The sequence below is a fragment of the Streptomyces sp. NPDC020780 genome (assembly GCF_044334475.1).
Classification (GTDB): Bacteria; Actinomycetota; Actinomycetes; order Streptomycetales; family Streptomycetaceae; genus Streptomyces.
Genome location: NZ_JBIRTB010000014.1, coordinates 86,170 through 108,988 on the forward strand (window position 1 = coordinate 86,170; position 22,819 = coordinate 108,988).

The window sequence follows — 22,819 nt, forward strand, 5'->3', positions numbered from 1 at the left end:
GCGGCGATGACCGAGATCGAACATCTCGACGTCGAGCACCCGGACGTCTTCCACGGCCTGCCGGTCCTCACCCTCCCGGCCCCCGACGCCACGGCTGCATCGCTGCCCGCGGCCGACACGGTCGCCTGGCGGCTGGAGTGCGAGCCGGACGGCCCCGTGTTCCCGCAGGTGTGGCGGCAGTTCCTGTCGGCCGTCGACACGAGCCGGGTCCGTGCCCTGCTGATCGGGCCGTGGTGGGAGGACGACTACACGTCCATCGCCCCCGTGGTCCAGCTCATCGCGTCCGACGCGGACCGTCTCCCGGAGCTGCGCGGGCTGTTCCTCGCCGATGTCACCAGCGAGGAGTGCGAGGTCTCCTGGTTGCGGATGTGCGACATCACCCCGGTGTTCGACGCCTTCCCCTTCCTCCAGGAGCTGGTCGTGCGCGGCGGGGGCGGCCAGTTCCCGGACGAGGAGAATCTGCGGCTGCGACCGGTGAGACATCGGGCCCTGAGGACGCTCCGGTTCGAGTCCGGCGGACTGCCGGGCCACGTCGTCCGGGCGCTCGGTGCGTCCGAGCTGCCCGCCCTGGAGCGGCTGGAACTCTGGTTCGGTACGCAGTGGTACGGCGGTGACGCCACGGTCGAGGACATACGGCCCGTTCTGTCGGGCAACGCCTTTCCGGGTCTGCGCCATCTCGGTCTGCAGAACAGCGAGATCCAGGACGAGTTCGCGGCCGCGCTCGCCTCGGCCCCGGTCGTCGCCCAGCTGGACTCCCTCGCACTGTCGATGGGAACCCTCGGTGACCCGGGCGCCACGGCTCTTCTCGAAGGGCAGCCGCTGACCCATCTCTCCTCCCTGGATCTCCACCACCACTACCTCACCGGTCCGCTGGTCTCCCGGATTCATGACCTCTGCGCCCGGGCGGGCGTGCACGTCGATCTGGCCGAGGCGGAGGACTGGGACCCCGAGGACGACGAGACACGTTATGTCGTCGTCAGCGAGTAGCGCGCCGCCCCTCGCGGTCGTCGGCAACCCCGGCAACCGCAGGGTGGCCCTGTTCCAGGACGCGCTGGGCGCCGCCGGGCTGCCCCGGGCGCGCACCGTCTCCTGGCGTGAGGTGCTGCGGAGCGGGGCGGCGTTCCTGCCGGGTGAGCGGGTCCGTATCGACTCGCCCGGAGAGGACGCCGAGGTCGAGCGGCTGCTGCGCGAGGTGGACGACCCGGCCAGGGTGGAGGGAACAGCCCTCTGGTACACCCGGTTCACCTCAGCGGTACGGGACGTGGCCCGGGCGGCCGAAGCGGCCGGCGCCGTGCTGCTGGACGACCCCCGCGACATCGCGGTGCTCTTCGACAAGCGGCTCTGCCACAAGGTCCTGGACTCCGCCGGGGTACGGGTACCGGACTCCCCCACGTCGGGCGCTGCTGGGGCCGCGGCCCCCGTGCGGGGCTGGACGGACGTACGCCGGCTGATGGCCAATCACCACATGCCGCGGGTGTTCGTGAAGCTCGCGCACGGCTCCTCCGCCTCCGGTGTGCTGGCGCTGGAGACGGCCGGCCCGGGCCGGGTGCGTGCGAAGACGTCCGTGGAGGTGGACGAGGCGGGCCGACTCTTCAACTCGCTGCGGCTGCGCACGTACAGGTCGGAGCGAGAGGTGGCGGCGGTCGTCGACGCTCTCGCACCGGACGGCCTGCACATCGAGCGCTGGCTGCCCAAGGCCTCCGTGCGGGGCGGCCGGGTGGCCGATCTCCGGGTCGTGGTGATCGCCGGCCGGGCGACCCACGCCGTCGTACGGACCAGCCGCTCCCCCATGACCAACCTGCACCTGGGCGGCGCCCGTGGCGATCTGCACGAGGTACGGGCAGCCGTCGAGGCGGCGGGCGGCAGGTGGGACGAGGCTCTGGAGGTGTGCGAGCGGGCCGCAGCCTGCTTCCCTGACACCCTGTGCGTCGGCGTCGATCTTCTGCCCGCCACCGGCTGGCGGCGCTTCGCCGTCGGCGAGGTCAACGCGTTCGGGGACCTCCTGCCGCGCCTGACCGGCCTGCCGGGCAGCGGCGCCGAGGGCATGGACACCTACCGCGCGCAGGTCGCCGCCGTCCTGCGGAACGACCGGAACGAAGCCCCGCCGAGAAACGGCCCGTCGACGAACCACCCGCCCCACCACAGACCGCCCGACCACGAACCCTCGGGGAACGGGCGTCGGGGCAAAGGGCCGTCGAGCGCCGGGCCGGCGAGCGGCAGGCCACCGAGCGACGAGCCCTCGGGTAACGGGCCGTCCGACCACGAGCCACCCGACCACGAGCCGCCGAGGACGGGGCAGTCCCACGACGACCCGTCGAAGAACGACCGAGCGAGGAACCACCGTGCCACTCCCGTCACCTGACCCTGCGTACGGCGTCATGGACGCCCATAACCCCGACATGAACGCGGTCGTGGGCACCCACGATCTACTGCTGGTCACCCTGGACACCCTGCGCTACGACGTGGCCGAAGAGCTGGCCGCCGCCGGGCGCATTCCGCATCTCGCCCGGCACCTGCCCGGGGGCGTCTGGGAGAAGAGGCACGCACCGGGAAGCTTCACCTACGCCTCCCACCAGGCCATGTTCGCCGGGTTCCTCCCGACGCCCGCTGCCCCCGGCCCGCACCCGCGGCTGTTCGCGGCGCGCTTCGCGGGCAGTGAGTCCACCGCGGACGGCACGTTCGTCCACGACGCGCCGGATCTGCTCGCCGGGCTCGCGGACGCCGGGTACCGCACCGTGTGCATCGGCGGCGTCGGCTTCTTCAACCGTCACCCCCCGCTCGGCTCGGTGCTGCCAGGGATGTTCCAGGAGAGCCACTGGGAGCCCGCGTTCGGGGTCGCCTCTCCCACGTCCTTCGAGAGCCAGGTGACCCGCGCCGAGCAGGTCGTCGCCGAACTCCCTTCCGAGCAGAAGCTGTTCCTCTTCGTCAACGTGTCGGCCCTGCATCAGCCCAACTGGTTCCACCTGCCCGGCGCCGACGCCGAGGCGGGCGACTCCCGGGCGTCCCACGCCGCCGCTCTGGAGTACGTCGACCGGCACATCGGCCGGCTCTTCGCCGCAGCGAGCAGCCGCCGCAGATGCTTCGCCATCGTCTGCTCCGACCACGGCACGGCGTACGGCGAGGACGGGTACACCGGTCACCGGATCGGTCACGAAGCCGTCTGGACCGTGCCCTACGCCCACTTCTTCCTCGACCCTGGGGCAAGCCGATGACCAGCGCGACCGGCCGGACGGGCATGACGCACACGACGGGCACCATGGGAACCGCGAGCACGGGCATCAGGCCCTACCGGAGCTACGTCTACGCCTACCCGCACAAGACCGCCTACCGCCCGCTCGGCAGCCACCCGGCCGGACGGCCTGCGCTGAGCGAGCTGTGGGCGGGCGAGCGCAAGGACGCCCTCTCCCTCTATCTGCACATACCGTTCTGCGAGGTCCGCTGCGGCTTCTGCAACCTGTTCACCCGCATCGGCGCACCCGACGAGCTGACCACACGGTACCTCGACGCGCTGGACCGGCAGGCGACGGCGGTCCGCGAAGCCCTGGGCGACGACGAGCCGGTACGTTTCGCCGCCGCCGCCTTCGGTGGCGGCACCCCCACCTTCCTCACCGCCGGCGAGCTGGACCGTCTCTGCGACATCGCGGAGAAGCGGATGGCCGCCGACCTGCGGTCCGTTCCCCTGTCTGTGGAGACCTCGCCGTCCACCGCGACGTCGGACCGGCTGACGGTGCTGGCCGACCGCGGCACCACCCGGATCAGCATCGGGGTACAGAGCTTCGTCGACGCGGAGGCCCGTGCGGCGGTCCGGCCGCAGCGCCGGTCCGAGGTCGAGGCCGCCCTGGGCCGCATCCGTGCTGCCCGCATCCCGGTGCTCAACATCGACCTGATCTACGGCATCGACGGGCAGACGGAGGCGAGCTGGCGCACCTCGCTGGACGCGGCCCTCGTCTGGCGCCCCGAGGAGCTGTACCTCTACCCGCTGTACGTGCGCCCGCTGACCGGCCTCGGGCGGCGGGGCGGCGCGGAAGGCCCGGCGGCCCCGCAAGAGGCCACCGACGCACCGGGCACACCCGGCGCACCAGCCACCCCGGACAGTGCGGAAGCCGCCTGGGACGAACAGCGGCTACGCCTGTACCGCGTGGGGCGCGACCATCTGCTGGAGCGGGGCTACGAGCAGGTGTCGATGCGGATGTTCCGCCGTGCGGACGCCCCGCGGACGGGCCCGGACGACTACGCGTGCCAGACCGACGGCATGATCGGGCTGGGCTGCGGTGCCCGTTCGTACACCTCGTCCCTGCACTACTCCTTCGACTACGCCGTGGAGATGCGGGAGATCCGGGGCATCATCGACGGTTTCACCGCGACGGAGGACTTCTCCCGGGCGGAGGTCGGCAGGTACGTCGACGGCGACGAGGCGCGCCGGCGCCACCTCCTCCAGTCCCTGCTCCAGTCGGAGGGCCTGCGGCCCGCCGAGTACCGCGAGCGGTTCGGCACCGACCCCTGCGCCGACTTCCCGGCCGAACTCCGGCTGTTCGCCGACCGCGGCTGGCTGGACGACTCCGCGGGCCCCGGTCTGCTCCGGCTCTCACCGGAAGGCCTGGCCCACTCCGACGCTCTGGGTCCGGAGCTGTTCTCCCCCGCCGTGCGGGCCGCCATGGCCGCCTACGAACAGAAGTGAGCAGTCCGATGAGCGGGGGCCGATGACCGTGGACCTGACGATCCTCTACCGGGGCCCGCTGGCCTCGTGCGACTACGACTGCCCCTACTGCCCGTTCGCGAAACGGCGTGACAGCGGGGACCAGCTGCGCGCCGACCGGGCGGCTCTGGAGCGCTTCACGGCGTGGGCCGCCGCACAGACCGGTGACCGGCTGTCGGTGCTGTTCACTCCGTGGGGCGAGGGGCTGGTGCGGTCCTGGTACCGGAGGGCGATCGTCGCACTGTCACGGCTTCCGCACGTGAACAGGGTCGCCATTCAGACCAATCTCGGCGGCCGCACCGACTGGCTGACCGACGCCGACCGGGAGAAGGTCGCCCTCTGGTGCACGTACCACCCGGGTCAGACCCCGTACGAGCGGTTCCTCGGCTCCTGCGGCAAGCTGTCGGCACTCGGGGTCCGTCACAGCGTCGGAGTCGTCGGCCTGGAGGGGCATCTCGAGGAGGCCCGGCGGCTGCGTGCCGACCTTCCCCCCGAGGTGTACCTGTGGGTCAACGCCGCCGAGGGCCACACCTACACGGACGAGGAGGCCGGCCGCTGGACGGCCCTCGACCCCCTCTTCCCGTACAGCAGGTATCCGCACGCCTCGGCCGGACTGCCCTGCCGGACGGGCGAGTCGGTCATCTCCGTGGACGGGGACGGCACGGTGCGCCGCTGTCACTTCGTCCCCGCCGAGCTGGGGAACCTCTACGACGGCAGCTACCGCCGTGCCCTGGGCCCGCGCGGCTGCCCGCTCGACGTGTGCGACTGCCACATCGGCTATGTGCACCTGGAGACACTGCCGTTGTACGACGTCTTCGCGGGCGGCGTGCTGGAGCGGATACCCGCCCGCCCGCTGCGGATCCCCCTCCCGGGCGGTCTCGCGCCGCCGGTCGCGGAGCGGCCTCTGCTGCCCGTGATCACCCGGTAGCGGAGTTCGCTCGGCAGGGCCGCAGCCGCGATCCGGTACGCCGCCCCCGGCGGGAGGCGGCGTACCTCACGGGCCGGCTGCCGCACCTCGCGGTGGCGCCGCGTCAGGTACCCGGCGGGCCACCGCTCGCCCGACCGGCCCCTCGCCCCCGCCGCCGGCGTGGTCCCGGTCACGCACCGCTATCACAGGGGGAGCAGATCGGGACGCTTGGCCTCGACGTGGTCCCCCGACGACTCGCCGCGCAGCCGCCGCCCGATCCACGGGACGAGGTACTCGCGCGCCCAGTGGATGTCGTCGCGGCGCACCTCGAGCGTGCCGCGCTGCAACTGCGGCGGCCACCCCTGGTCGGGATCGGCCGGCACCTCGATCCCGAGGACCTGGGCGGCCCGAAGCGCGACCCTGGTGTGTCCCTCGGCGGAGAGGTGCAGCCGGTCGGCGTCCCAGGCACGCCTGTCCTGGACGGACCGCAGCGACCACAGGTCCAGGACCGGGCAGTCGTAGCGGTCGGCGATGGACCGGACATGGGCGGTGTACGTGGCGATCTTGCCGCGCAGGTGCCGGAGTACCGGGATACCGCGGGTGTCGAAGCCGGTGGTGACCATGACGGTGCCGACCGCCTGTGTCAGGTCGGCGACCGCGCGCTCGAAGCGTTCGGCCACGTCGTCCGGGTCGGAGCCCGGCCGGATGATGTCGTTGCCTCCCGCGCAGAAGCTGACCAGGTCGGGGGCCAGTTCCTTGGCGCGGGGCACCTGTTCCTCGACGATCTGGTCGAGGAGGCGTCCGCGTACGGCGAGATTGGCGTAGCGGAAATGCCCGTGCGGGTCGTCCACCGGGCCGGCCTCCGGAACCGGGAGCTGGTCGGCGAGGAGCACCGCGAACCGGTCCGCCCAGCCGACGAGCCTCCCGTCTGGGCCGGGGTCTCCGACGCCTTCGGTGAAGCTGTCGCCGATCGCTGCGTACGACCCGATGACGCCTCGTTGTCTGTTTCTCGAATCGTCTGCCACAAGCGCATATCCTGCACCGTAGAATGTGACCTACGCGACCGTAATGAGGGGTTGACGGGTGGTGAGAAAGACCACCTGGTCAGGTTTCGGTAAAGCAGGAATAAGGAAGAGGGCGGTGCGCCGCCGCGCACCGCCCTCTTACTCGGTCCCTCTGCTGAACTGCCGCACCTACGCGGTCGCGTCAGATGGAGACGCCGTGCGAGCGCAGGTAGGCGATGGGGTCGACGTCCGAGCCGTAGCTCGGACCGGTGCGGACCTCGAAGTGCAGGTGCGGGCCGGTGGAGTTGCCGGTGCTGCCGGAGAGGCCGATCTGCTGGCCGCCGGTGACGGTCTGGCCGGCGGAGACGTCCAGCGAGGACAGGTGGCCGTACTGGGAGTACATGCCGTCGCTGTGCTGGATGACGACCTCGTTCCCGTACGAGCCGCTCCACCCGGCCGAGACGACGGTGCCGGGGCCGATGGACCGGACGCTGGTACCGGAGGCCGCCTGGAAGTCGGATCCCGTGTGGTAGCCGCTGGCCCAGCTGGAGCCGGAGGCGTGGTACTGGGTGGTGACGTTGGCGTCGGCCACCGGGGTGGTGTAGCCGGAGCTGTTGCTCGCGGCGGCGGTGGTTTCGGCGGCGTCCGTCACCGCGGCCGCCTTCTCCACGGGGGCGGCAGCCTTCGGCGCCGGCTCCGCCTTGGTGGGTGCCGCCTTGGTGGGTGCGGCCTTCGCGGCGGGAGCGGACGCCTCGGCGCCGAGGGTCAGCTTCATGCCCGGGAAGATCAGGCTCGGGTTGTCGCCGACGACCTCGCGGTTGTCCTTGTACAGCTTCTGCCAGCCACCCTTGATCTTCTGGGCGGACGCGATCTTCGCCAGGTAGTCGCCCGGGACGACGGAGTAGGTCGCGGTGACGCTCTCCTTCTTCGCGGCCGGAGCGGCCGGCGCGGACTGCGCCGCGGCCGCGGCTGCGGGCTTGGTGGCCGGGGCGGCCTGCTCCGCGGCGTGGGCGCCGGTGGCGCCGATCAGCGGAAGGGCGAGTACGGCGCCGCCGGCCCCCGCGGCTATGACGCCTCGGGAGATCGGCCCGGTCTTCGTACGGCGGTGCTTACCCTGTGCGGGCATGGTGCTTTCCTCTCCGGCGCCTGCGAGGTGAGCTGTCGGGTTCGGACTGGAGATGCCCGGCCGCGTCGGACGCGACTTGACCCCGAGCCGTCCGGATCTCCCGGTCGGCGGCTTACCTGGTTCCCCCGCTCCTGCCACACGTGGGTCGGTGCGGATTCCGGGCGGCGGCAGGATTAGGCGTTCCGTCCGGATTGACGGTGACCGTAAGCGAGTGGGGACGGGGTGAACAAGCCACCGGCTCCCGACCGGAATGCGCGCCTCAATTCCGGTACGGAATTCCCGTCACACTCCGTGGATTACGGATCTTGGCTTTCCGCGCGGCGCGGGGAATACCCGTCGGCCTTTCCGCCACACACCGTCACGGATATGATCCCGCTCACCCGGGACCTTCCATCTCCCGCATAAGACCGGCATGTTCGCCTAAATGCACCAATACGGACACAGCCTTCGCACCCCCGGCACACCCGGGTGAGGGCACGCGCATCGGCCGAGGGCACGGCCATGGCCCGGCGCCCCCGTGTCGTATCGTCGCGAGCGTGCCCTTCGCCGGCGAGCGGCGCCGGCACCAGACACTCCAGGAGTCCTTGTGACGCAGCTGCCAGAGGTTCCGCCGGCCGATGCCGAGCTCACCGGTGTCCGCAACTTCCGCGATGTGGGCGGGCTCCCGACCGTCGACGGCCGGAGGGTGCGCCAGGGGCGCCTCTACCGCAGCGGCCACCTGGCGCACGCCACGGAGTCGGACGCCGCGTTCCTGGCCGGCCTGGGCCTGCACACCGTCTTCGACTTCCGTAACGCCGCCGACCACAAGCTCGACGGCCATGACGTGGAGCTGCCGGGCGTCCGGAACGTCAGCATTCCGCTCTCCGACCCGGCGGACGGCGCCGAGTTCTGGCGGCTGGTACGGGACGGCGACATCCGGCAGCTGCGTTCGATCCTCGCCGACGGCAAGGGGACCGCGCGCATGATCGCCTCGTACCGGGCCATCATCACGGACCGCACCGCGGAACACAGCCGCGTGCTGCACGCACTGGCCGAGGACAGTGTTCCGGCGCTCATGCACTGCGCGGCGGGCAAGGACCGGGCCGGCCTGTCGGTCGCGGTCTCGCTCCTCGCCGTCGGCGTCGAGCGGGAAGCCATCGAGGCGGACTACCTCAAGTCCGACGACACGCACCGCCGATACCGGATCCGGCGGAGCGACACGTCGTCGGCGGGGATGTCGCAGGAGGTCCTGGAGCTCTTGAATCCGCTCTTCGGAGCGCGCTCCGAGTACCTCGCCGCCGCCTTTGCCGCGATCGAGGAGAACTGGGGCAGCACGGACCGCTACCTCCGGGACGGCTTGAAGCTCTCCCCGGAGACCCGCGAGAGGCTGCGCGAGCGCCTCGTCGAGGACGCGTGACCGCAGCTCCGGCGACGCGCCGTTCACCATCATCACCCTTGGCACCGGGGCGACACCCCGACACGGCGGGCGGCAGCCCCGGGCACCTGGCAGTCGGCGGACGGCACCGGCCTGAACGCGCCGGACGCCACCCGCACCCTGGCGCCCAGGCGGTCACCCGGCGCGTCGCCGAGCCGTCACACCCCCCGGTGACAGCCGGCCCGTCAGCCCTTGCCCGCCACGGTGAACAGCAGGAAGAGGAACGCGGCGACGACGTGTCCGGCCACCAGGTAGGCGAAAAGACGGATGATCACACCCCGTGGCATCTTGCGCTCGTGGGTGTCCTGCCCCTTCGGTCGGCGGGGTGTGAGCGGGTCGTAGTCCTCTGAATCAGACATGTCAGTCCTTCCTCTCAGCCGTCCGGCGGAGAGAGCGAGCGGGCGGTGCGGGGGTCAGAAGCGATGGGTTCCGCTGCCCAGGCACAGCTCCGCGACGGGGCTCTGCAGCAGTGTGTGGACGAAGAGCAGGTGGGCGCCCGAGGGGTCGAGCGCCGCGATCCGGTGCGGGGTGAGCGAGTCGAAGTGCGCGCTGTCCCCCGGTTCGAGGTCGTGCACGGTCTCCCCGAGTACGACCCTCAGCCGGCCGTCGAGGACGTGCAGCCACTCCTCGCCGGGATGGACGCGGACCAGATCACTCTGGACGCCGTAGGTCACGTGCACCCGCAGGGCCTGCATGGCGCGGCCCGGGCCGCCCGCCTGCCGGTACTGCCAGCCGTCGGCCTCGGCGCCCGCGCCTCCGAGCGGTCCGCCCCTGACGATCGCGTCACGTTCGGGCGGCATCTCGCCGAGGAGCTCGGAGACCGTCGTACCGTAGATCCTGGCAAGGCCGAGCAGCATGGGCAGCGAAGGCTGGCGATTACCGGTCTCCAGCCGGGAGAGGTGGGCCGGGGAGAGTCCGGCCCGCCGGGCGGCGCCCTCCAGGGTGAGACCCCGGTTGCGGCGCAGGTCACGCAGGCGTGGCGCGATGCCCGGCAGTTCGTCGGCCACCCCCGCCTCAGGAGGATTCATACCTCCATTGGGCCAGGAACTTTCCTCACAGGCAAATTTCTTGCCCGTGAGGCAAAGATTGCCGGCGAGAACCGGCCGGACCAGAAGGGACAGGCCGGAGATCCGGACCGGCGGGCAGGAGCAGGACGCCCGGAACGCGGTCTCAGCGGTTGCCGACGGCCTGCTTCACCAGTGTCCTGCCGAAGTCCCACATCAGTCCGCCGCCGTTGTGCGCGTCGTCCATCACGGCCGTGAAGGCGGTCACGAAGCGGTCCACCTCGGGCTCGCCGATGACCAGCGGCGGGATCAGCTTGATCACCTCCAGGTGGTCACCGGACACCTGCGTGAGGATCCGGTGCTTCTGCAGCAGCGGCACGACCACCATCTGCGCGAAGAGCCCCTTGCGTGCCGCCTGCAGCATCGTCCAACGGCTGCGGAGCTTCAGTGAGGACGGCCGCCCGAACTCGATGCCGATCATCAGCCCGCGTCCCCGCACCTCGTGCAGCAGCTCGTAGCGGCCGACGAGCGCGGCGAGCCGCTCCCGCAGCAGGTCTCCGGTGCGGCGGGCGTTCGCGACGGTTCCCTCGCCGTCCATCACCGACAGGACCGCGAGCCCGGCCGCCATGGCCTGGGCGTTGGAGCCGAAGCTCGCGGAGTGGACCAGGACCCGGTCCATGGAGGAGTAGACACGCTTGAAGATCCAGTCCTTGCCGAGGGTCGCCCCGACCGGCACATATCCGCCGGAGAGTGCCTTGGCGACACAGATCAGGTCGGGCTCGACACCCTCCTCGTGCTGGTACGCGTAGAAGTCACCGGTCCGGCCGAGCCCCGTCTGCACCTCGTCCGCGATGAGTACCGCCTTGTGACGGTGCAGCAGTTCCTGCGCGGCCCGCAGGAAGCCGGGCGGCGAGGCGTGGACTCCCTTGCCCTGGACGGGCTCGACGACGAGCCCCGCCACGTCGCCGCGTTTCAGTTCGCGCCGCAGGGCGTCGAGGTCGCCGAGCCGGATCGCCGTGTCGGGCAGCAGGGGTGCGAAGCCTTCCCGGAACCCGGACTCGCCGTTGACGGAGAGCGAGCCGGTCGTCAGCCCGTGGAAGGCGTGCGTGCAGTAGAGGATCCTGGGCTTCCCGGTGGCGTACCGGGCGAACTTCAGCGCGGTCTCGACCGCCTCCGTGCCGCTGTTGCCGAAGAAGACCCGGTCCAGGTGCGGGCTGTGCTCCAGGAGCCTCTCAGCCAGCAGACCGGGCAGCGGCTGGCAGTCGAAGCGGGTCAGGTCGGCGAGGGAGGCGTCCAGGACGTCGTGGAGCGCCTTGCGTACGACGGGATGGTGCCTGCCGAGCCCCATCACCCCGAAACCGGCCAGCATGTCGAGGTAGTCGTTGCCCTCCGCGTCCCAGAAGTACGCGCCCTCGGCCCGTTCGTAGACCCTGTCGAAGCCGATGGTACGCAGCATGCGCGGCAGCTGGTGGTTGAGGTGACGGGCGTGCAGGTCGTAGCGTTCGGCGCCGCGCTCCGCGAGGAGCCGCGTCAGGTCGAAGCCCTCGGGCCGGTCGTTCGTCATGCCCCGCTCTCCTTCGGCACGTCCCGCTCCCCCGCCGTCCCGTGGGCTGTCGGCGCCTCGCCGATCCGCCCGGCGATCCTCACGGGCGTGAGCCCGGTGTCGCCGAGGACCCCGGCCTGCCTGGCGTGGGCGGGGAACCGCCCGGGGATGCCGAACGTCCGCGGCGTCTCGACGACGTCGTGCTCCGGCTCCTCGCGCGAAGGGTAGCCGGAGAGTCCGGCCTTGCTCCGCAGCGCGGAGGAGTCCTGTCGTCCGGTCAGGAGCTTGTGCACGTGACTCCGGTGCCCGGCGTCCCACAGGATGCGGTCCGCGGGCGAGTCGAAAAGCCGGTGCAGGGTGGTGGAGCGTTCGGCCACTCCGAGGGTGGGGCCGAGATGTCCTCCCGCCCGCGTCACGGCCCGGTCGAGGAACGTCCGGATCTCGTCGGCCGGTCCGGCGAGCTCCGGTCGGCTCAGCGCCTTGAGATCCTTCGGCCCCTTGACGGTTTTCGGCATCGTCACGCTCGGCCCCCTCTCTGGTCCTGTTCCTCAGCTCACTGCCACGGCGGGTACCCCGCGATCAGCGGGCTCCGGCGGTCGCCGACCCGGCCCGGACGCACCGCGAGGGGCGGCGCCCACCGCCGACGGCCTGGCCGGCAGTCCGGGGAGCCCCCCGGGGTGGCCGGCTACCCGTGGGTCATGACGTCACCGGTTCCCGCCGATGGTCTCCCGGGCGGCGCGCAGGGACTCCTTGAGCGACCCCATCGTGGCGAGCACGGCGGTGGGCTCGTATCCGCAGTGCGCCATGCAGTTGGCGCAGCGCGGGTCCTTGCCTCGGCCGTACTTGTCCCAGTCGGTCTCCTCGATGAGCTCGCGGTAGGTGGGGACGTATCCGTCGCTCATCAGGTAGCAGGGCCGCTGCCAGCCGAAGAGGGAGTAGTTGGGGATCGCCCAGGCGGTGCACGGGAAGTCCGCCTTGCCCTCCAGGAAGTCCAGGAAGAGCGGGGAGTGGTTGAGCCGCCAGCGGGCCCGGTTGCCGCCCGCGAAGGACTTCCTGAAGAGTTCGCGGGTCTGCTCGACACCCAGGAAGTGCTCCTGGTCGGGTGCCTTCTCGTAGGCGTAGGCGGGCGAGATCATCATCTCGTCGACCTTCAGGTCGTCGTTGAGGTAGTTGAGTACCTCGATGACGGTCTGCGGGGTGTCGGTGTTGAAGAAGGTGGAGTTGGTGGTGACCCGGAAGCCGCGCCGCTTGGCCTCCTTCATCGCCTCCACCGCCTCGTCGAAGACGCCTTCCTTGGCGACCGACTCGTCGTGCCGCTCGCGCAGTCCGTCGATGTGCACGGCGAAGGCGAAGTAGGGCGAGGGGGTGAATTTCTCCAGCTTCTTGCGCATCAGCATGGCGTTGGTGCAGAGGAAGACGTACTTCTTCTTGGCGACCAACTGGCGCACGATCTCGTCGATCTGAGGGTGCATCAGAGGCTCACCGCCGGCGATGGAGACCATCGGGGCACCGGATTCGAGCACCGCGCCGACCGCCTGGGCGACCGGCATGCGCTGCTTGAGCACTCCGGCCGGGTGCTGGATCTTCCCGCATCCCTCGCACGCCAGGTTGCAGGCGAACAGGGGTTCCAGCTCGACGATCAGCGGGAACTTGTCCCGCTTGCGGATCTTCTGTTCGACGAGATACGTCGCAACCTTGATGGACTGACGGAGCGGCATGGCCATCTGGGCTCACCTCCTGGGGAGCAGCAAAGATCGGTGCCATTCATGGAAAGCGGGAAGGACGGCACGGAGAACGCGGAATGCCGATATTCCACCGCGGACCGTGCCGATACGGACGAGCTCATGCTCTGGGGCGTCCACGACCACCCGTACGGCGGCAACCGGGCGCGGCCCGGTCCGTACGGCGGTGCGAAGTGTGGCGGCGGACTCCATGTCCACCGCGATGGCGCCGGTCGCCAGCAGCCCCGCCCGTTCGGCACCGCGGACGACATGGTCCGAACCGGACAGCGGGCCGGTGTGGACGGTGCTGCCGGGTACCGCCCTGGTCAGGGCGTCGACGAGCAGACCGGCGCCGGTGCAGGGCGTGGTGCCGGCGGCGTCCCTCGTCTCCTCGGCCACCACGAGGTCGCCTGGGTGCATGCCCGGAGCGAGACCGGCGCAGAAGCCGGAGGCGATGACCGCGGCGCCCCCGGCCCCGTGCCGGTCCAGTGCGCCGCGGACCGCTTTCTCGGCCGCCCTGGGGCCCATCCCGGTCCTGACGACGGTGACGGTGCCGGGCCCGTCGCCGGCCCTGCCGGTGCGCAGGGCCAGCTGTTCGATACCCAGGGCACAGGCGATCAGGAGCGGCACGGCGAGGCCGGGCGGCGCCTGGGGACCGCCCATCGGATCAGGCCCCCTTTCCGCTGCCCGCACTGTCGTGGGCGGCGAACGGGTCGCCGTACACGTACCGGCCGAGGGCGGTGAGGGGGAACACCTGCCGGTAGAGGTGGTAGTTGATGGAGAAGTCCCACGGGAAACCCGTACCGGTGAAGTACGGCTCGTCCCAGGAACCGTCGGCCTGCTGGGTCCCGACCAGCCAGGCGATGCCGCGTGCCACGGTCCTGCTCTCGCGTTCCCCGGCCGCGAGGAGCGCGAGGAGCGCCCACGCGGTCTGGGAGGCGGTCGAGGCGCCGTGCCCGATCCACTTCTCCTCCCGGTAGGAGCGCAGGTCCTCGCCCCAGCCCCCGTCGTCGTTCTGGACGGACTCGAGCCAGCCGACGGCCCGGCGGACGGCGGGGTGCGAGGCCGCAAGGCCCGCAGCGACCAGAGCGGGCACCACGGAGCCCGTCCCGTAGATGTAGTTGACGCCCCAGCGGCCGAACCACGCGCCGGAGGGCTCCTGTTCGGCCAGGAGCCATTCGACACCGCGGCGGGTACGGGGATGGCGGGCACGGCCCTCGATCGCGAGCATCTCCACCACGTGCCCGGTGACGTCCGCGGAGGGCGGGTCGATGACCTCGCCGAAGTCGCAGAACGGCAGCCGGTTGGGGAAGGGGCTCGTGTTGTCCGCGTCGAAGGCGCCCCAGGCCCCGTTGCGGGACTGCATGCCGAGGTTCCAGCGCACTCCGCGCTCGATGGCGGCCTCGACCCTGGCGGGGTCCGGGTGACGGACGCGGCGCAGCGCCAGGACGACTTCGGCGGTGTCGTCGATGTCCGGGTAGTTGTCGTTGTGGAACTCGAACGCCCAGCCCCCCGGGGCCAGTTCGGGCTTGCGTACGGACCAGTCGCCCGGCCGTACGATCTCCTCGCCGAGCATCCAGTCGGCAGCCTTCACGAGCGCCGGATGGTCGGGGCTCACCCCGGCGTCGGCGAGAGCGATGGTGGCGAGGCAGGTGTCCCAGACCGGTGACTGGCAGGCCTCGACCATGCGGGCGCCGTCCTCGCGCATGACGGTGAACCGGTCGAGCGAGGCGAGCCCCGCGCGCATCACCGGATGATCGAGGTCGTAGCCGAGCAGGTGCAGTGCGATGACGGAGTACACGGCGGGCGGCTGGATGCCGCCCCAGCAGCCGTCGTTCTCCTGGCGCTCGATGATCCAGCGGGCGGCGGTGTTCATGGCGAGGCGGCGCAGCCGGCGCGGGGCGACCTTGTGGTAGGCGTGCAGGACCTTGTCGATCCGCTGGAAGACGCCGTCCCAACTGGCTGCCGGGGCCATGGGTCTGGGCGGGTTCGGTCGGGCCGGGTCGGTGTGCAGCTCGTCCAGGGTGAACGGCGCGGGGCGGACGGGCCGCTTCGCGGAGACGATGGTGAGCGGGACGATGGTCTGGCGGGCCCAGCAGCCGAAGTCGTAGATGTTGAGGGGGACCCACGGAGGGAAGAACATCAGCTCGGGCGGGAGTTCCGGCAGGTCGTCCCACTTCCACCAGCCGAAGAGCGCGAGCCAGATGCGGGTGAAGACCCGGGAGGCCGCGATGCCGCCCTCTTCCCTGACCCAGCGGGCCGCCCGGATCATGTGCGGGTCGTCCGGCCTGTCCCCGGCCAGCCGGAGTGCGACGTATCCCTCGATGGTGGCGGAGAGGTCGGGGGGCCCGCCGTAGAAGGTGGCCCAGGTGCCGTCGCCGAGCTGTTCTCCGCGGATGAAGCGGGCTGCCGCCTGCACCGTGTCCGGGTCCTGGATCCCGAGGAACTGGCGGAGCAGGAGGTCCTCGGCGTCCATGGTGATGTTGGTGGCGAGGTCGCCCTTCCACCAGCCCTGCTCGTCCTGCCTGCCGAGGAGGTGCTGTACCGAGCGTTCCGCGGCGTGCCGTGCGGCGACGAACGCGTCGTCCGCGGCGGTGGTGGTGGTGGTTGATTCGGTCGGTCGGCTCACCGAGGCTGCGCGGAGGTTCGCGGCTCCGGTGCTTCCGTCGGTCGTCGCTGTCATGGCTTCCCCTTCGTGCAGTGTGGTCCTCTGCTGTGCTGGGGTCTCCGTCGGGGGGGGGCCCCCGGGGGGGCCCCCCGCGCCAGGGAGTGAAAATTTTAAGGTGGTAAAAAAATTTGGAACAACCCCAAATGGGCGGGCGCGGTGAGCTGCGCCCGCACGTGTTCCGGCATGTCGACGCCGTCCAGCGCCTCGATGGCTACCGTGTGCTGTCGACGGGCTTCCTGTGCGGTCCATGCACGGCCGCCCGCCTCCTCGATGAGTGCCGCGCGCGCGGCGAACTCCTCTTCGGAGAAACTGTCGAAATCGCTGCTCTTCGCGTCGGCGGCGAGCAGGTCGCCGAGCCGGGTGGAGGCCGGTCCGCCGGCGGCGAGCGCGGCGACGACGGGCAGGGACTTCTTGCGCTGGCGCAGATCGCTCCAGGTCTGCTTGCCCGTGGACTCGGGGTCGCCCCAGATGCCGAGCAGGTCGTCGACGGCCTGGAAGGCGAGTCCGAGGTGGTAGCCGTACGCCTCCAAGATGTCGGCGGTGCGGTCGTCGGCGCCGCCGAGCACGGCACCGATGGAGACCGCGCAGGCGAGGAGGGCGCCCGTCTTGTTGCCCTCCATCTCCAGGCACTCCTCGACGGTGACCCGCTCCCGGTGCTCGTAGGAGATGTCCTGGGCCTGGCCGTCGATGAGCTTACGGCTGGCCGTGGTCAGCCTGCGGGCGGCGCGGCCGGCTTCCACGGTGCCGAGCTCCAGCAGGATCTCGTTGGCCAGCGCGAAGAGCGCGTCGCCGACGAGGATGGCCTGGGCCGGGCCGTGCACCTTCCATACGGTGTCGCGGTGGCGGCGCTGTTCGTCACCGTCCATGAGGTCGTCGTGCAGCAGTGAGAAGTTGTGCACGAGTTCGACAGCGACGGCGCCGGGGATGCCGGCCTCGGCGGGGGCGCCCGCCGCCTCGGCGGACAGCAGGGCGAGCGCGGGCCGCACGGCCTTGCCGCCGTCGCCGTCGGCGGGCCGGCCCTGGGCGTCGATCCAGCCGAAGTGGTAGGCCGCGACGGTGTCCATGGGCGGCGCGAGCCGGTCCACGGCAGCTCGCAGCACCGGCGCTGACAGGGCCCTTCCACGCTCCAGTAGCGCGGTGACATCCATGGTGTCCACCACGGTGTCGTAAGCCGGATTCGCCGGGGTCACAGACTCTCCTCTTGTTCCGGTGGTACTGCTCATGCCGCCTCCTGCAGCGGATGTTCGTGGGTCCGGCCGAGGGCACGCAGCGCGGCGTCGGCGGCGCCGAGGCCGCTGCGGACGGCGCCCTCCATCGTGGCGGGCCAGCCGGTGGCGGTCCACGCACCCGCCAGGTGGATTCCGGGGGCACGGGTGTGGGTGGCCGGCCTCAGGCGCCCTACGCCGGGTGCGGGGGCGAAGGTCGCGGTGCGTTCGCGGGTCACGAAGAAGTCGCGGATCCCGGCACCGCGCGCGGCCGGCAGGAGCCGCTCCAGTTCCGGCAGGTAGCGGCTGCGCAGTTCGGCGACGGGCAGGTCGATCTCGTCCTGCGCCGCGGACTGGGAGACCGCCAGGTACTGGCCGGGGCCCTGGAGGCCGGAGGGTGCGGTGCGGTCGAAGACCCACTGGACGGGAGATCCCAGAGCGGCGAAGAACGGCCTGCGCAGGACCGTGCGGTCGTAGACGACGTGCACGTTGAGGATCGGCGCGTCCGTGATGTCCAGCAGGCGGTCGGGGTTCTCGAGCGCCCCTTCCGGCAGCAGGCGGTGCGTCTCGCCCTGCGGGACGGCGAGGACGACGGTGTCCGCCTCGATCCGCTCGCTGCCCGTGCCGACGGACCACCGGCCGTCCTCGCCCCGGGTGACCGACTCCACCCGGGTGCGCAGGCAGGTGCGCACGCCCGCCGAGTCGAGGGACTTACGGGCGAGGGTGTCGTGCAGGTCGCCGAGCGGGACCGCGGCCCAGCCGATGTCGGCGGCGCCGGGCTCGGAGAGCAGGCCGGTCTTGAAGACCATGGCGGCCAGCGCCATGGAGGCGTGGGGCGCCGTTGCGTTGAGGGTGGCGACGCCGACGAGGTCCCAGAGCGCCTCGATGGTGCGCGGGGACTGCCCGTTACGGCGGAGCCAGGTGGCGAAGTCGATGCCGTCGAGCGCGGGGTCGGCCGGGTCGAGGCGGCCGAGGGCCAGCGCGGCCCGTGCGACGCCCGCCTTCTCGGCCAGAGAGAGGTGCGGGTAGGCGGCGAGCCCGCCCGCGAGGTGCAGCGGGACGGGCAGCCCGGTGCGGCGCAGCCGTCCGAGCCTCGGGCCCGCGGGCCGCGCGACGTCGAGTACGGGCACGTCGAGGCGGTCCTGGAGCGGCGCGAGGTGGGTGCCGTCGATCCGGTCGAGGAACCAGCGGTAGCCGGTGCAGCAGCGCAGGTACACGTGCTGGCCGTTGTCGACGGACAGCTCGCCGCGGCGGAAGGAGAACGCCAGGCCGCCGAGTCTGGGCCGGCCTTCGAGGAGGGTCACGTCGACCCCCGCGTCGGCGAGTCGCAGGGCGGTGGTGACTCCGGCGAGGCCGCCGCCGACGACCACCGCACGGTGCGGCTGCGGATGACGGCCGGTCATGGGTTCCCCTCTCGCCGTGGTGTCGCTGTCCTGGACGCGTCGCGCGGGCGGGAGGTTGCCCGCCCCGTGCGCCCGGAGCCGGTCCGACGGTGAGTCATCGGACCCGCCCCCTGAGCGTCCGGCGCGCGATGTGGCGCGCGTCGAATCCCGACAGGCCGCGTACGGCAACGTACGCCTTCTCGTGGCCGGGCAGTGACACCCTGCCGCGCAGGACCGCCTCCGGGTCGCGTTCGATCCGGTCCAGGAGCCTGCGGTAGATGCCCGCCATGGCGGCCACACAGGCACCGCTGCGCCGGTCCAGCATGGGCAGCAGCCGGTATCCCTCGGCGAACAGGGCCCGGGCGCGCCGCACCTCGAAGTGCACCAGTCCGGCGAAGTCGGAGCCGGGTGGCGGGGTGGCTCGCCGGAATCCGTCGGCGCAGCCGAACTTGGCGAGATCGTCGGCGGGCAGGTACGTACGCCCGTTGCCCGCGTCCTCGCGGACGTCCCGCAGGATGTTGGTGAGCTGGAGGGCGAGGCCGAGGGTGTCGGCGTACTCCGCGGCCCGGTCGGCGCCGGGTGCGCCGGGTACGGTGCCGAAGACGCCCAGGCTGAGGCGCCCGATCGCACCGGCGACGCACCGGCAGTAGGTCCTGAGGTCGTCCCAGGTCTCGTAGTGCTCGCCGCGGACGTCCATCAGGACGCCGTCGATGAGCTCGTCGAGGCCGCCGAGCGGCAGCGGGAACCGGCGCGCGGCGTCGGTGAGCGCGACGGCGACGGGATCGGTGTCGTCCTCCTCGACGGCGCCCTCCCGGATCCGGTCGAGCAGTTCGCGGGTGCTCTCCAGCCGGGTGCTCTTGGTCTCCGGGTCCAGCTCGCCGTCGCCGATGTCGTCGACGCGGCGGGAGAAGGCGTACAGCGCCGACATGGCCTGCCGCTTCGCGTACGGCAGCAGTCTGATGCCGTACGCGAAGTTCCTGGCCTGTTGTCCGGTGACGGCCTCGCAGTAGCTGTACGCGGCCTGTACCGGTGCCGACATGTACGTCGTCTGTCCCTCCACGGTCCGGCTCACCTCTCTCTGTGCGCTCTTCGCAGGACGGTTCCGACGGCGCGCAGCAGGCCGGGCGCGGTGGGTCCGGGCGGTCCGGGCAGTACGTCGAAGCCGGCGGCCGAGATCGCGCCGAGGGCGGCCCGGCCTCCGCCGACGAAGCCGGCGAGGAGCAGCCTGAGCCTGCCGTGGACGCTGCCCACCAGGGGGATGCCCTCGTCCAGCAGGTCATGGGCGCGCTGGGCCTCGAACGCGATCAGGGCGCGCACGGAGGCGCCCGCGGACGGCACGGCCAGGTCCGCCTCGCTCACATGGAACCGGGCCATGTCGGCGGCGGGCAGATAGATCCGGTCGCTGTCGAGGTCCTCGGCGACGTCCTGGAGGTGTTCGACGATCTGCAGGGCGGTGCAGACCGCGTCGGAGCGGCGCAGGCGCTCGGGGCTCGCGGTGCCGGTGATCTGCAGGACGAGCCGGCCGACGGGGTTGGCCGAGAGCTCGCAGTAGGCCACGAGCTCCTCGTACGTCGCGTAGCGGCGGATCTTCTGGTCCTGGCGGTTGGCCTCGATGAGGCCGAGGAAGGGCTCGGGGGTGAGCGCGCAGCGTCGCACGGTGGGACGCAGGGAGCGCATCAGGGGGTGGCGCGGGCCCTCGCCGCGGCCGGCGAAGACCCGGTGCAGGTCGGCCTCCAGCGCGTCCAGCATGGCCGGCCGGTCCTCGCTCTGCCCGGCGTCCAGGCCGAGGTGGCGGGCGTCGGCGCCGCCGGGTGCCAGGTCGCCGTCACCGATGTCGTCGACGAGCCGGGCGAAGCCGTAGACCGCCATCAGGTCGTCGCGCCAGACGCGGGGCAGGAAGAAGGGCGCCACGGGGAAGTTCTCGGCCGCGGCCTTGTCGAGCGTGCCGGTGGCGGCGTCGGTACGCGCCTGCTGGGTAGGCGTCACTGCGTACCGCCCGACGCGGGGACGGCGACACCACGTCGGAGCTGGAGATTTCCCATCATTGCCGTCATATCTCCCGTTCTACACTGCTGACCCAAAACATCCCTTTTCGGACACGCCGCTCGTCTTCCCGAGTGCGACCGGCACACAGCGGGCGAGGCGCCGGGGGACGTATCGGCCACATTGCCGCGAATCAGCACCGGTACAGCTTACGTTGTACAGCTCACAGAGCCGCTGCGGGGTCCAGCGCGCCCTGGTTCAACACGTTGATCTCCGCCAACCTTCCCCGGGTCGCGGCTGGTTGACGTCATCCGACGGGAGGAGATAGTCCCCACAGGTCTCCTCCCACCCCCGCACACCGCGTGGCCCCCGCCGCTCTGCTCCGGCGGGGGCCACGCGGTCACGACGGCCTACTTCCCGGTCTCCCGCTCGTACGCCTTGAGCACCTCGTCGGTGGCGCCGTCCATCAGGAGCTCCCCCTTCTCCAGCCACAGCACACGGTCGCAGGTCTCCCTGATCGTCGTGTTGTTGTGGCTGACGAGGAAGACGGTGCCGGCCTCCTTGCGCAGCTCACGGATCCGCTCCTCGGAGCGGACCCGGAACTTGCGGTCCCCGGTGGCGAGCGCCTCGTCGATCATGAGGACGTCATGGTTCTTGGCTGCCGCGATCGAGAACCGCAGCCGCGCCGCCATGCCGGAGGAGTACGTGCGCATGGGCAGCGTGATGAAGTCGCCCTTCTCGTTGATCCCCGAGAAGTCCACGATGTCCTGGTAGCGCTCGCGGATCTCCTCGCGGCTCATACCCATGGCGAGGCCGCCGAGCACGACGTTGCGCTCACCGGTCAGATCGCTCATCAGCGCGGCGTTGACACCCAGCAGCGACGGCTGACCGTCCGTGTAGACCTTGCCGGACTCGGTCGGCAGCAGTCCGGCGATGGCCCGCAGCAGGGTGGACTTGCCGGAGCCGTTCGTACCGATGAGACCGATCGCCTGGCCCCGGTAGGCGGTGAACGACACTCCTCGCACCGCGTGCACCTTCCGCACGCCGCGCTGCTCGCCCTTGCCACGCCGCACCATCCGGCTCAGTGCGGCCGTGGCGCTGCCCTTGCCGGCGCGTGTGCCGTTGACCCGGTACACGATGTGCACGTCGTCGGCGATCACGGTGGGGATGTGTCCCTGGGACGATTCGTCAGCCACGGCCGTACCGTTCCTCTGCCTTCCAGAAGTACACGAAGCCCAAGGCGCCCACCACGAGCGACCAGGCGAGAGCGACGGCCCAGACGTGCGCCGGCAGGTTCTCGGAGCCGTAGCCGTCGATCAGCGCGAAGCGGACCAGGTCCATGTAGATGGCCGCCGGGTTGTACTGCAGCACGTCGGCGATCCACTGCGGCTTGTCGGCCAGCATCACCGGGATGGAGAACATGACGCCCGAGGCGTACATCCAGGTGCGCATGATGAACGGCATCAGCTGCGCGAGGTCCGGGGTCTTGCTGCCCAGCCGGGCCATGATCAGCGCCAGGCCGCTGTTGAAGAGGAACTGCGACGCCAGCGCCGGCACGACCAGCAGCCAGGACAGCGTCGGGTAGCTTCCGAAGCCCACCGCGACCGCGATCAGCACGATCATCGAGAACAGCAGCTGCTGGAGCTGCTGGAGCGAGAACGAGATCGGCAGGGAGGCTCGGGGGAAGTGCAGGGCGCGGACCAGGCCGAGGTTGCCGGAGATGGACCGCACCCCCGCCATGACCGAGTTCTGGGTGAAGGTGAAGACGAACACACCCGTCACCAGGAAGGGGATGAAGATCTCCTGGCTCATCCCTTTCCTCGTCCCCAGGATCAGCCCGAAGATCAGGAAGTACACCAGGGCGTTCAGCAGGGGGGTGGCCACCTGCCACAGCTGGCCGAGCTTGGCCTGGCTGTACTGGGCGGTCAGCTTGGCTCTCGAGAACGCCAGGATGAAGTGGCGGCGGCCCCAGAGCTGTCGGATGTACGCGAACAGCCCGGGTCTGGCGCCGCTCACCGTCAGGCCGTACTTGTCGGCCAGCCTGGAGGCGCTGAGCCCCTCGTCGGCGGACGGCGGGGGGCTCAGCGCAAGCCCGCCGTCGTGGGTCGTGTCACTCACAGGTAAGAACTCTCGTCTTCACAATGCGCAGCCGGGCACGGCCGAGGG

At 71.2% G+C, this 22,819-nt stretch carries 20 protein-coding genes, 1 pseudogene and 1 riboswitch; of the genes and pseudogenes, 6 read left to right on the forward strand and 15 right to left on the reverse strand.

Going from position 1 to position 22,819, the window contains the following annotated elements; all coding sequences use genetic code 11:
- Positions 1–6 precede the first annotated feature (6 nt).
- From ACH4VO_RS25220 to ACH4VO_RS25240, 5 genes are read left to right on the forward strand one after another with little or no spacing between them, the layout of a single operon-like run.
- The gene (locus ACH4VO_RS25220; RefSeq protein ID WP_360998150.1) at positions 7–987 is read left to right on the forward strand and encodes an STM4015 family protein; all 981 of its coding nucleotides are present in this window, start codon (positions 7–9) and stop codon (positions 985–987) included.
- Positions 968–2,362, forward strand: a complete 1,395-nt coding sequence (locus tag ACH4VO_RS25225) for an STM4014 family protein (RefSeq protein WP_360998152.1) — start codon at positions 968–970, stop codon at positions 2,360–2,362. Before ACH4VO_RS25220 ends, ACH4VO_RS25225 begins: the two co-directional genes overlap by 20 nt.
- Positions 2,363–2,399: 37 nt before the next feature.
- Positions 2,400–3,212 (forward strand): STM4013/SEN3800 family hydrolase, encoded by an 813-nt coding sequence (locus ACH4VO_RS25230; RefSeq protein ID WP_360998172.1) that lies wholly within the window; start codon positions 2,400–2,402, stop codon positions 3,210–3,212.
- 23 nt (positions 3,213–3,235) lie between these two features.
- Positions 3,236–4,678 (forward strand): STM4012 family radical SAM protein, encoded by a 1,443-nt coding sequence (locus ACH4VO_RS25235; RefSeq protein WP_360998174.1) that lies wholly within the window; start codon positions 3,236–3,238, stop codon positions 4,676–4,678.
- A 28-nt stretch (positions 4,679–4,706) separates the two neighbouring features.
- The gene (locus tag ACH4VO_RS25240) at positions 4,707–5,624 is read left to right on the forward strand and encodes an STM4011 family radical SAM protein (protein ID WP_360998175.1); all 918 of its coding nucleotides are present in this window, start codon (positions 4,707–4,709) and stop codon (positions 5,622–5,624) included.
- Positions 5,625–5,806: 182 nt separating this feature from the next.
- On the opposite strand, the gene ACH4VO_RS25245 is transcribed toward ACH4VO_RS25240, so the two are convergent.
- Positions 5,807–6,628 carry an SGNH/GDSL hydrolase family protein gene (locus tag ACH4VO_RS25245; RefSeq protein ID WP_360998154.1) on the reverse strand — a complete coding sequence of 274 codons (822 nt, stop codon included), beginning with the start codon at positions 6,626–6,628 and terminating at the stop codon, positions 5,807–5,809.
- A 181-nt stretch (positions 6,629–6,809) separates the two neighbouring features.
- Positions 6,810–7,733 carry a LysM peptidoglycan-binding domain-containing M23 family metallopeptidase gene (locus tag ACH4VO_RS25250; RefSeq protein WP_360998156.1) on the reverse strand — a complete coding sequence of 308 codons (924 nt, stop codon included), beginning with the start codon at positions 7,731–7,733 and terminating at the stop codon, positions 6,810–6,812.
- Between the two features lie 2 nt (positions 7,734–7,735).
- Positions 7,736–7,894, reverse strand: a riboswitch (cyclic di-AMP (ydaO/yuaA leader).
- 425 nt (positions 7,895–8,319) lie between these two features.
- On the opposite strand from ACH4VO_RS25250, the gene ACH4VO_RS25255 reads away from it, so the two are divergent.
- On the forward strand, positions 8,320–9,129 hold the full coding sequence (locus tag ACH4VO_RS25255; RefSeq protein ID WP_360998158.1) for a tyrosine-protein phosphatase: 810 nt from the start codon (positions 8,320–8,322) through the stop codon (positions 9,127–9,129).
- 203 nt (positions 9,130–9,332) lie between these two features.
- Here ACH4VO_RS25255 and ACH4VO_RS25260 read toward each other — a convergent pair whose 3' ends face one another.
- From ACH4VO_RS25260 to ACH4VO_RS25320, 13 genes and pseudogenes are all read right to left on the reverse strand, one after another.
- Complete coding sequence (locus tag ACH4VO_RS25260; protein WP_360998159.1) at positions 9,333–9,506, reverse strand: DUF6126 family protein; 174 nt, start codon at positions 9,504–9,506, stop codon at positions 9,333–9,335.
- A gap of 54 nt (positions 9,507–9,560) precedes the next feature.
- On the reverse strand, positions 9,561–10,175 hold the full coding sequence (locus ACH4VO_RS25265) for an XRE family transcriptional regulator (RefSeq protein WP_360998161.1): 615 nt from the start codon (positions 10,173–10,175) through the stop codon (positions 9,561–9,563).
- A gap of 142 nt (positions 10,176–10,317) precedes the next feature.
- Positions 10,318–11,715: an aspartate aminotransferase family protein gene (locus ACH4VO_RS25270; RefSeq protein WP_360998163.1), complete on the reverse strand. Its 1,398-nt coding sequence runs from the start codon at positions 11,713–11,715 to the stop codon at positions 10,318–10,320.
- A 166-nt stretch (positions 11,716–11,881) separates the two neighbouring features.
- A pseudogene (locus ACH4VO_RS25275) lies at positions 11,882–12,209 on the reverse strand (1-deoxy-D-xylulose-5-phosphate synthase N-terminal domain-containing protein); the annotation flags it as partial.
- 189 nt (positions 12,210–12,398) lie between these two features.
- Positions 12,399–13,418, reverse strand: coding sequence for an adenosyl-hopene transferase HpnH (gene hpnH, locus ACH4VO_RS25280; RefSeq protein WP_360998165.1), 1,020 nt, complete (start codon positions 13,416–13,418; stop codon positions 12,399–12,401).
- A gap of 6 nt (positions 13,419–13,424) precedes the next feature.
- Positions 13,425–14,078, reverse strand: coding sequence for a 1-hydroxy-2-methyl-2-butenyl 4-diphosphate reductase (locus ACH4VO_RS25285; protein ID WP_360998166.1), 654 nt, complete (start codon positions 14,076–14,078; stop codon positions 13,425–13,427).
- 4 nt (positions 14,079–14,082) lie between these two features.
- Entirely contained in the window at positions 14,083–16,098 is a 2,016-nt protein-coding gene (gene shc, locus ACH4VO_RS25290) for a squalene--hopene cyclase (protein ID WP_360998168.1), read from the reverse strand.
- 95 nt (positions 16,099–16,193) lie between these two features.
- Positions 16,194–17,306 carry a polyprenyl synthetase family protein gene (locus ACH4VO_RS25295; protein ID WP_398441428.1) on the reverse strand — a complete coding sequence of 371 codons (1,113 nt, stop codon included), beginning with the start codon at positions 17,304–17,306 and terminating at the stop codon, positions 16,194–16,196.
- Positions 17,303–18,691: a hydroxysqualene dehydroxylase HpnE gene (gene hpnE / locus ACH4VO_RS25300; protein ID WP_360998178.1), complete on the reverse strand. Its 1,389-nt coding sequence runs from the start codon at positions 18,689–18,691 to the stop codon at positions 17,303–17,305. The genes ACH4VO_RS25295 and hpnE overlap by 4 nt, the downstream gene beginning before the upstream one ends.
- A 94-nt stretch (positions 18,692–18,785) precedes the next feature.
- On the reverse strand, positions 18,786–19,709 hold the full coding sequence (gene hpnD / locus ACH4VO_RS25305; RefSeq protein ID WP_398441455.1) for a presqualene diphosphate synthase HpnD: 924 nt from the start codon (positions 19,707–19,709) through the stop codon (positions 18,786–18,788).
- Between the two features lie 29 nt (positions 19,710–19,738).
- A complete protein-coding gene (gene hpnC / locus ACH4VO_RS25310; RefSeq protein ID WP_360998182.1) occupies positions 19,739–20,656 on the reverse strand; it encodes a squalene synthase HpnC in 918 nt (305 codons plus the stop codon).
- A gap of 407 nt (positions 20,657–21,063) precedes the next feature.
- Positions 21,064–21,849, reverse strand: coding sequence for an ABC transporter ATP-binding protein (locus ACH4VO_RS25315; protein ID WP_360998184.1), 786 nt, complete (start codon positions 21,847–21,849; stop codon positions 21,064–21,066).
- Positions 21,842–22,771: an ABC transporter permease gene (locus ACH4VO_RS25320; RefSeq protein WP_360998186.1), complete on the reverse strand. Its 930-nt coding sequence runs from the start codon at positions 22,769–22,771 to the stop codon at positions 21,842–21,844. The genes ACH4VO_RS25315 and ACH4VO_RS25320 overlap by 8 nt, the downstream gene beginning before the upstream one ends.
- Positions 22,772–22,819: the final 48 nt, after the last annotated feature.

Bases quoted from the DNA above. Each gene is read 5' to 3' on its own strand.
- ACH4VO_RS25260 (WP_360998159.1), bottom strand. From the start codon at position 9,506: ATGTCTGATTCAGAGGACTACGACCCGCTCACACCCCGCCGACCGAAG.
- ACH4VO_RS25230 (WP_360998172.1), top strand. From the start codon at position 2,400: ATGAACGCGGTCGTGGGCACCCACGATCTACTGCTGGTCACCCTGGAC.
- ACH4VO_RS25265 (WP_360998161.1), bottom strand. From the start codon at position 10,175: ATGAATCCTCCTGAGGCGGGGGTGGCCGACGAACTGCCGGGCATCGCG.
- hpnD (WP_398441455.1), bottom strand. From the start codon at position 19,709: ATGTCGGCACCGGTACAGGCCGCGTACAGCTACTGCGAGGCCGTCACC.
- ACH4VO_RS25250 (WP_360998156.1), bottom strand. From the start codon at position 7,733: ATGCCCGCACAGGGTAAGCACCGCCGTACGAAGACCGGGCCGATCTCC.
- hpnE (WP_360998178.1), bottom strand. From the start codon at position 18,691: ATGACCGGCCGTCATCCGCAGCCGCACCGTGCGGTGGTCGTCGGCGGC.
- shc (WP_360998168.1), bottom strand. From the start codon at position 16,098: ATGACAGCGACGACCGACGGAAGCACCGGAGCCGCGAACCTCCGCGCA.
- ACH4VO_RS25270 (WP_360998163.1), bottom strand. From the start codon at position 11,715: ATGACGAACGACCGGCCCGAGGGCTTCGACCTGACGCGGCTCCTCGCG.
- ACH4VO_RS25220 (WP_360998150.1), top strand. From the start codon at position 7: ATGACCGAGATCGAACATCTCGACGTCGAGCACCCGGACGTCTTCCAC.
- ACH4VO_RS25295 (WP_398441428.1), bottom strand. From the start codon at position 17,306: ATGAGCAGTACCACCGGAACAAGAGGAGAGTCTGTGACCCCGGCGAAT.
- ACH4VO_RS25235 (WP_360998174.1), top strand. From the start codon at position 3,236: ATGACGCACACGACGGGCACCATGGGAACCGCGAGCACGGGCATCAGG.
- ACH4VO_RS25225 (WP_360998152.1), top strand. From the start codon at position 968: ATGTCGTCGTCAGCGAGTAGCGCGCCGCCCCTCGCGGTCGTCGGCAAC.
- ACH4VO_RS25285 (WP_360998166.1), bottom strand. From the start codon at position 14,078: ATGGGCGGTCCCCAGGCGCCGCCCGGCCTCGCCGTGCCGCTCCTGATC.
- hpnH (WP_360998165.1), bottom strand. From the start codon at position 13,418: ATGGCCATGCCGCTCCGTCAGTCCATCAAGGTTGCGACGTATCTCGTC.